The following is a 7,847-nucleotide window of genomic DNA, read 5'->3' as shown; positions in this document are numbered from 1 at the left end:
TGGTGGAAGCCGATGAAAACACTCTTACTCGCTATTGCCGCTCTAATCGGCATGACGAGCTTCGCCGATGCGCAGCCGCCCTGCGCTCCATTCCCCTGGTGCGCCTCGGGCAATTGGCTCGACAAGCACTGCTGGTGCTACCGGTACCGCGGTCCGCAATGGGGATACGATTGGGGGAATGATGGCGGATGGAACGATGATGGCGGGTGGTGGCGTGACGACGGGAACGGGAAGAAGCACGGCAAGCACAAGCACCACAAACATCACGATGACTAAAATCGCATAGGCGGCCTTAGCGACGCGTCGAGACGGCGATCGATGGCGGCCTTCCAAATCGAGCGCCGAGCCGGCTCTCAATCAATTTCACGGCCAAGTCGGCGCTGTTAACCGCCGTTGAAAGATTGTTCAGACCCTTGGCGGCATGTTTGGCGCCATGGGGGCACGTATTGCGTATCTCGCCTTGGGCATCCTTGTTGCCGCTTGGCTTGGCTCGCTCGTCGGCTGCGCGGGCGGCGGCACGTTCAATTCAGGGCAGCGCGCGCCGTGGCGCCAACAGGCGGAGGATGCCTGCGTGGCTTCGGGCGTCGTGCAGGCTTCGGCCTATGTCGTACAGATGACGCCGATCGACGGGCCCGGCGTCTGCGGGCTCGAGCGCCCGCTGCAAGTCTCGGGCCTCGCCGGAGGCTCGGTCGCGCTCTCGCCGCCGGCCTTGATCGACTGCTCGCTCACCGCAGGGCTCGACCGCTGGGTGAAGGCCTCGGTGCAGCCCGCGGCGCAACGCTATTTCGGCAGCCGCGTGATCGGGATCACGCAGATCGCCTCCTATAGCTGCCGAGGACGCGACGGGAACAATTGGGGCAAGATCTCCGAGCACGCCTTCGGCAATGCGCTCGACATCGCGGGCTTCCGGCTCGAGAACGGCCAGTCGATCACCGTGGTCAACGGCTGGTGGCGCGGCACCCCGCGCGAGCGCGCCTTCCTCCAGGCTGCCTTCGTCGGTGCCTGCAACGAGTTCTACACCGTGCTCGGGCCGGGCTCGGACCGCTTCCACTACAACCATTTCCATGTGGACCTGCTGTTGAGCAACGCGGCGCACGGGCGGCATTACTGCAGGCCCTATCCAGGCCAGCCGGTCGCCGATGCCTCGGCGGAGCCCAGGACCACAGCCGCGGTCATGCCGGTTCCCTTCGCGGGTCCGGGCCGCGATTAGGCAAAAAGACTGGGACTGTGGCCCCTTGGCAACTTCGCAGGCTTACAAGACCAGCTATGATCCAATGAGTCGGGGGAGAGCACCAGGAGAAGCGCGACCTAAGCGTGACGGCGAGCCATGCGCCTTTGGGCGAAGTCGATGGAGGGGCACGATGGCGGCAGAATCGTTGGTGCAAATGCTGGAAGAGATCGCCGTCGGCCTCAAGGCCGGTGACGAAGAGATTTACGGCTGGCTCCGCGAGCAGCTCAAGGAGTGCGGCGCGAGCGAAATTTCCGTCGAGCTCGCCATGGGGGTGATCGCAAGGCTCCTGCCCGAAGAGGCGCAAGGGAGCCTCGAAGCCTCGCAGCAATACGCCCGCCGCTGGGCGCACTGAGCGCCGCTTATCTAAGCGTCAGGCCTTCGGGGGAAGCGCCGCTGCGAGACGTTGCCAGGCCGATTCCCGGTCGGGAAGCCCGAAGCGAAGCCACGCCGGATACTCGGCGAAGCGCCGCACGAGAATGCCGGCCTCCCCCAGGCGCTGAAAGAGCTGAGCCGCCTCGCGCGTGCGCACCAGCCGGAACAGCGACGTTCCACCGATCAACTCGAGACCGGCCTTGGCAATCAGCGTATCGAGCCGCGCCGCCGCTTCGGCAAGGAGCCCGCGCGTCTTCTCACGCCAAGCAACGTCGGCGAGCGCCGTGGCAGCTATGGCGAGGGCCGCGCCGCTCACGGGCCATGGCCCGAACGCCGTTGCAAGGCGCGCCGCGATCTCGGGCGGGGCGATGGCGAAGCTCAGCCTAACCCCCGGCAGCCCGTAGAATTTGCCGAAAGAGCGCAGCACCACGATGTTGCCGCGCGCGCTCTGGTCGGCGATGCTCACGCCATAGGGGCCCACCTCCATAAAGGCCTCATCGACGAGCAAAAGTCCGCCGCGGCGGCGTAAGCGATCGGCAAGCGCAAGCAGCGCGTCCTTCGGCACGATGCGCCCATCGGGGTTGTTGGGATTGACCACGATGGCGATGCGCGACTCGGCAAGCTGCGTCACATCGGCGGCCTCGACCACGTTGTGCCCGGCAAGCTCGGCCACCCGCGCGTGCTCCGAATAGGTGGGGGCGAGGATCGTTGCCCGGCCGCGCGCCAGAAGGAAGGCCGTCTGCGCGACGAGAATTTGCGAGCCGGAAGCCGCCACTACATGGGACGGCGAGGGCGCGCCATAGGCCTCCGCCGCAACCGCGAGGAGCTTGGCGAGGCTCGCCGGATCGGGGAGCCTGGTCGAGGCCTCGGGGGGAAGCGGCGCCAGCGGATAGGGAAAGGGATTGATCCCGGTCGAGAGGTCGAGGAAAGGTTCAGGCGCGCCGGGAAATTGTTTTCGCGCGGCGCCAAGATCGCCGCCATGATCGAGCGGCGCGAGCTCGCCTTTGAGGGTCATGACGGCTCTACTGACATTGCTGGCGCTCTTGTTCGAGGCCATGCTCGGTTACCCCGAGCGGGTTTTCCGCGCAATCGGTCATCCGGTGATGTGGATGGGGGCGCTCGTGGGAGCACTCGACCGGGGGCTGAACCGGGAGGGACGCCTGCCTTGGCAGCGGAAGCTGGCCGGAGTTGCGGCGCTCCTCATCTTGATCGCGGCTACCTCCGGCGTGGCCTATCTCATCCAGCATTGGCTCCTGCTCATGCCGCTCGGGATGATCCCCCTCGCCGCCTTGGCGGGCACGCTTCTTGCCCAGCGGAGCCTCTACGCCCACGTCGAGCAAGTCGCGGTCGCGCTGGAGGATGACGGGATCGAGGCGGCCCGCGCAAGCGTCTCGCACATCGTCGGCCGGGATACCGCCGCGCTCGACGAGGCGGGGGTCGCCCGCGCGGCGATCGAAAGCCTCGCCGAGAATTTCTCGGACGGGGTGGTGGCGCCAGCGTTTTGGATGATGGCCGGAGGGCTGCCGGGTGCCGCGGCCTACAAGGCGATCAACACCGCCGACTCGATGATCGGGCACCACTCAGAGCGCTATGAGCAATTCGGCTGGGCGTCGGCTAGGCTCGACGACCTCGTCAATCTTCCGGCCTCACGGCTCTCGGCGCTGTTTCTCATCATCGCCGCCTATCTCACACCGGGAGCGTCCGCCTCGGAGGCGTTCGGCGTCGTGCTGCGCGATGCCTCGCGCCACCGCTCGCCCAATGCCGGCTATCCCGAGGCGGCGGTCGCCGGAGCGCTTGGGCTTGCTCTTGCCGGTCCGCGCACGTACGAGGGCAAGCCGGCCGACGGGACATGGATCGGGGAAGGCCGCTATGGCGCGACCGCCGACGACATCCGCGCGGCACTCACGCTCTACCGCCGCGCCGACATGGTCATGATCGGAGGTGTGGCAATCGTCGCGCTGCTCGTCGTGATCCTCACTTAGCGAGGGCGAGAAGCTTGTCGAGATCGATATGGGCGGCAAGATGCGCCGCGAGCTTGTCGAGGCTCTCGTCAACGAGATGGTCATAGGCGACCGAAGCCTTGCCCGCGCCGAGCCGCTCGAGCCAGGCCGAGCGCTGGCGGTCGTCGGCGAACAGGCCGTGGATGTAGGTGCCGATTACGCGCCCATCGGGCGACATGGCGCCGTCGGCTCCGCCGCCAGCGAATTTGGCGAAGGGCCGCGCACAGTCCTGACCTTGCGTTGCGCCCATATGCATCTCGTAACCCGCGAAGGGCGCCCCATCTGAGGTTTCACCCTCGACCCTTTCGAGCCGCTTCTCGCCTGAAAGCGTCGTCACGACGTCGAGAAGGCCGAGGCCCTTGGCGCTTCCCGGCTCGCCTTCGATGCCCTCTGGATCGTGAATCGTGCGGCCGAGCATCTGATAGCCGCCGCAAAGCCCGAGCACGGAGCCGCCGCGGCGAAGATGCGCCATGAGGTCGATGTCGAAGCCCCCGTCGCGAAACGCGGCAAGGTCGGCGATGGTCGCCTTCGAGCCCGGGAGGATGACGAGCGCGGCATCGCCGGGCAGAGCCGCACCGGGCTTCACCAGCACGAGATCGACCTTTGGCTCGGCGTCGAGCGGGTCGAGATCGTCGAAATTGGCGATGTGCGGCAGGATCGGCGCTGCGATTTTGACGTGGGCGCCTGCCTTTTCCGGCCGCTCCCCTGCAAGCGCAAGCGCATCCTCGGCCGGGAGAAGCCGCGCCTCAGCAAAGAACGGCACGAGCCCGAGCGGCTCCCATCCCGTCGCCTCGGCGATCAGCGCCATGCCGTTGGCGAAGAGCCTGGGATCGCCGCGGAACTTGTTCACGAGGAACGCCTTGACCAGGGCCGCGTCCTCGGCCTCGATCACCGCCTTGGTGCCGATCAGGCTTGCGATCACGCCGCCGCGGTCGATGTCGCCGATCAGGACCACCGGAACATCGGCCGCGCGAGCGAAGCCCATATTGGCGATGTCGCCACCGCGGAGATTGATCTCCGACGCGCTGCCGGCGCCTTCCACGAGAACGATGTCGAACTCCTCTTTGAGCCGCGCGAAGCTGTCGAGCACGAACGGCATCAGCTCGGGCTTGACCAGCTGATACTCGGCGGCCGTTGCCCTCCCATACACGCGGCCCTGGACCACGAGCTGGGCGCCGACCTCGCTTTGCGGCTTGAGCAGGACGGGGTTCATATGCACCGACGGCTGAACGCGAGCCGCGCGTGCTTGCAGCGCCTGAGCGCGCCCGATCTCGCCGCCGTCAGCCGTCACCGCCGCGTTGTTCGACATGTTCTGCGGCTTGAACGGCGCGACCTTCAGCCCGCGCGTGGCGAGCGCACGCGCGAGCCCCGCCACGATCACCGACTTGCCGACGTCGGAGCCCGTGCCCTGGAACATGATCGCGCGGGCCGGCATCGATTTAGAACTCGATGCCTTGCTGCGCTTTCACGCCTGCAGCGAAATGATGCTTCACCAGCGTCATCTCGGTGACGAGATCGGCGGCATCGATCAAAGGCTGCTTCGCGTTGCGGCCGGTGACGACGACATGCAGATCGTGGCGGCGCGCGTTCAGCGCGGCGATGACCTCGTCTAGCGGAAGATAGTCGTAGCGGAGCGCGATGTTGAGCTCGTCGAGGATGACGAGCGCGAAGGAGGCATCGGCCATCAGTTCCTGCGCTTTCTCCCAGGCGCAGGTCGCCGCGGCGATGTCGCGCGCCAGGTCTTGCGTCTCCCAGGTGAAGCCTTCGCCCATCGAATGCCAGGAGATGAGATCGCCGAATTTTTCCAGCGCGTCGCGCTCGGCCGAATGCCAGGCGCCCTTGATGAACTGAACCACGCCGACACGCTTGCCGCGCCCGAGCATGCGGAGCGCGAGCCCGAAGGCGGCGGTCGACTTTCCCTTACCCGTGCCGGTGTGAACGATCAGCAGACCCTTCTCGATGTTTTTGCCCGCCACCTCCTCATCCTGCACCGCCTTGCGCTTGGCCATCTTGGCGCGGTGGCGCTCGGCTTCCTTCTCGTCGACTGCCTTGGTCATGGGCTCTTCACCACAATCGGAATGCCGGCGACCATCATCACCACGCGCTGAGCCCGCGCTGCAAGCCTCTGATTGAGGACGCCCTGCAGGTCGCGGAAGCGGCGGGCGAGCGCGTTGTCGGGCACGATGCTCAAGCCCACCTCGTTCGAGACCAGCACGGTCGGACCGCCGCGTCGCTCGAGCGACGCTTGCAACAGCGCGGTCTGGGCCTCGATGTCGAAATCCCGTTCCATCATATTGGCGAGCCACAGCGTCAGGCAGTCGACCAGGACCGCCGCCTTCGCCGGCGCCTGCGCAATTGCACCGGGCAAATCGTGCGGCGCTTCGATCGTCTGCCACGCTTCGGCACGCCCGGCTCGGTGAGCCTTGATGCGCTCGGCCATCTCGTTATCTCGTGCCTCTGCGGTCGCGATATAGACCCAAGGCTTCGGCGCGCGCGTGATCAACCCTTCGGCGTAGCGGCTCTTGCCCGAACGGGCGCCGCCGAGCACAAGCGTGACGAGGCCCTGCCCGGCGGCGATGGTCTGCGCCATCCGCGTCTCAGCTTGCGTGCATCAAGCGGCCCCTGAACAGGCCGGCAAGCGCGCCGAGCAAGACCCAGAACATGAGCGCGGTCAGCACGACGGCCACGACAAAGCTGTGATGCAGACCTTCAGGAACGGGCGAGTCGTAGCTTGCCGGCGCGGGCGCGCCGACAAGATGCGGCGCGGCGATGAGCGCGAGCGCAGCGATGATGAGAAGCGGCGAGCGGCCGTAGAACAGGAGCGCAATCCCCGCCGCGGTCGAGAGCACCGTTGCGAGCCACCAGAGCTGGCGGGCGCCGAGCTCCGCGGCAGGCATGGCGGGAAGCTCGGGCGGTAGCCCAAGGCCGGGCGCGAGCGTAAACACCGCGAAGCCCGCGAGACCCCAGAACACGCCCTGGCGCCAATTCCCGATCCCGCCCGCAAGCTCGCTCGCGGCGATCAAGAGAAGCGCAAAGCCCACCCCCGTCACGATATTCGCGAGCAGGGTAAAGGCGGTGCGCTCGAAGCCGTCTTCCGGCTGCCAGGCGCCATGCTCGTGCTCATGCGCCGCAGGTTGCGCGCTCTCGCCATGGTCATGCGCAGCGGGCGTCCCCTCACTCTCATAGACCTCGGCCTTGAGGATGAGCGGCACGGTGGTGAGTTGCTGCGCCACCGTCATGCCAAGGCCGGCAAGGATGCCGGCAATGGCGGCAACGAGAACGATGCTGCGGAAATAGTCCATGGTGCCCTCCCTAGTGGCAGGGAAAGCCCATGGAATGCCTATAGTCGTGGGCTGCGTTATGAACCGCCGCGATGTGAGAGAAGCCAACGCCGCCGACGAGGAAGACCCCGAGGAGAGCGGCGGCGAAGATGGAAACGGCGCGGGAAGTTGTGATCTGCGCGGCGCCCCGCTTGGCGCCTTCGTTCGTCGTGGGCACGCTAGTCATTCGATCCCCCTTCCGCCCTCCACCCGAGGGCGTGGCTCAGGTTACGTCGCCGGCAGGTCTCCTGGCTCGCGGGTCCTCGCCTACCCTCGGCCTTCCCGGAGTCTTTCGACGCCAGTGGCCGACTGAGGGGGGCTCGCCGCCTACAGTTGCGGGGGCAGCCGCGGCTCAGGGAGCTACCCTTTCCCGCGTTCCCTTCTTTCGTCCCGCACCACGCGGGAACCGACGACGCTTGCGACTATAGCCGCCGCACGGGCGTGTGCAAGCAGGGAAGGCTGCGCATTGACAAAAGCGGGGCACGGCCCCTTTAGTGGCCTCATTCGGCGGTCTCTCGTAAGAGAGCGAACAGGGAACGCGGTCGGGGCCCTGCCCCAAATCCGCGGCTGCCCCCGCAACTGTAAGCGGCGAGCCTCAAGCCTCAACAGCCACTGGGAGGGAATCCCGGGAAGGCGGCAAGGGCGAAGACCCGCGAGCCAGGAGACCTACCGCCGATACTAGTCGGCTGCCGGGCGGGGTGCCTCGGCGCCGGTTGGTTTGTCGGCGGCCTCTCGCTCCTCAAGCGAAGCGTCCGCCTTAAGCACCCTGCAAGTTGCGGCCTCTGGCCGGGGAGCAGCGTTCAGGGTGAGCCTCACCGACATCGCCGAGGATGACGCGATCGAGGCGCTTCAGGGCACCACGATCTATGTCTGTATCACCTGCCGCAGAGCCGGCGATCCGGAGGATGCGCCGCGGCCGGGGCT

General features: G+C 66.8%; 10 protein-coding genes and 2 riboswitches. Of the genes, 4 read left to right on the top strand and 6 right to left on the bottom strand.

The window, feature by feature from the left end:
* From VFB18_RS08495 to VFB18_RS08485, 3 genes are all read left to right on the top strand, one after another.
* Positions 1–276 (top strand): hypothetical protein (locus tag VFB18_RS08495; protein ID WP_414675673.1); only part of this gene is annotated, 276 nt, incomplete at its 5' end.
* Positions 277–433: 157 nt separating this feature from the next.
* Positions 434–1,210 (top strand): extensin family protein, encoded by a 777-nt coding sequence (locus tag VFB18_RS08490; protein WP_324973563.1) that lies wholly within the window; start codon positions 434–436, stop codon positions 1,208–1,210.
* A 151-nt stretch (positions 1,211–1,361) separates the two neighbouring features.
* On the top strand, positions 1,362–1,583 hold the full coding sequence (locus VFB18_RS08485; RefSeq protein ID WP_324973560.1) for a hypothetical protein: 222 nt from the start codon (positions 1,362–1,364) through the stop codon (positions 1,581–1,583).
* Positions 1,584–1,601: 18 nt separating this feature from the next.
* On the opposite strand, the gene cobD is transcribed toward VFB18_RS08485, so the two are convergent.
* A complete protein-coding gene (gene cobD / locus VFB18_RS08480) occupies positions 1,602–2,618 on the bottom strand; it encodes a threonine-phosphate decarboxylase CobD (protein WP_324973558.1) in 1,017 nt (338 codons plus the stop codon).
* Here cobD and cbiB point away from each other — a divergent pair.
* Positions 2,617–3,585 carry an adenosylcobinamide-phosphate synthase CbiB gene (cbiB, locus tag VFB18_RS08475; protein WP_324973554.1) on the top strand — a complete coding sequence of 323 codons (969 nt, stop codon included), beginning with the start codon at positions 2,617–2,619 and terminating at the stop codon, positions 3,583–3,585. The genes cobD and cbiB overlap by 2 nt on opposite strands.
* On the opposite strand, the gene VFB18_RS08470 is transcribed toward cbiB, so the two are convergent.
* From VFB18_RS08470 to VFB18_RS08450, 5 genes are read right to left on the bottom strand one after another with little or no spacing between them, the layout of a single operon-like run.
* Positions 3,578–5,038, bottom strand: coding sequence for a cobyric acid synthase (locus VFB18_RS08470; RefSeq protein WP_324973551.1), 1,461 nt, complete (start codon positions 5,036–5,038; stop codon positions 3,578–3,580). The genes cbiB and VFB18_RS08470 overlap by 8 nt on opposite strands.
* A 4-nt stretch (positions 5,039–5,042) precedes the next feature.
* Positions 5,043–5,660, bottom strand: coding sequence for a cob(I)yrinic acid a,c-diamide adenosyltransferase (gene cobO, locus VFB18_RS08465; protein ID WP_324973548.1), 618 nt, complete (start codon positions 5,658–5,660; stop codon positions 5,043–5,045).
* The gene (cobU, locus tag VFB18_RS08460) at positions 5,657–6,193 is read right to left on the bottom strand and encodes a bifunctional adenosylcobinamide kinase/adenosylcobinamide-phosphate guanylyltransferase (RefSeq protein ID WP_324973544.1); all 537 of its coding nucleotides are present in this window, start codon (positions 6,191–6,193) and stop codon (positions 5,657–5,659) included. The genes cobO and cobU overlap by 4 nt, the downstream gene beginning before the upstream one ends.
* A 7-nt stretch (positions 6,194–6,200) precedes the next feature.
* Positions 6,201–6,905, bottom strand: coding sequence for a CbtA family protein (locus tag VFB18_RS08455; protein ID WP_324973542.1), 705 nt, complete (start codon positions 6,903–6,905; stop codon positions 6,201–6,203).
* Positions 6,906–6,915: 10 nt separating this feature from the next.
* Positions 6,916–7,110 (bottom strand): CbtB domain-containing protein, encoded by a 195-nt coding sequence (locus VFB18_RS08450; RefSeq protein ID WP_324973539.1) that lies wholly within the window; start codon positions 7,108–7,110, stop codon positions 6,916–6,918.
* Between the two features lie 34 nt (positions 7,111–7,144).
* A riboswitch (cobalamin riboswitch) is annotated at positions 7,145–7,349 on the bottom strand.
* Positions 7,350–7,414: 65 nt separating this feature from the next.
* Positions 7,415–7,611: riboswitch (cobalamin riboswitch) on the top strand.
* Positions 7,612–7,847: the final 236 nt, after the last annotated feature.

The organism is Methyloceanibacter sp., from assembly GCF_035650995.1.
GTDB lineage: Bacteria > Pseudomonadota > Alphaproteobacteria > Rhizobiales > Methyloligellaceae > Methyloceanibacter.
This window is presented reverse-complemented; position numbering and strand designations above follow the sequence as displayed.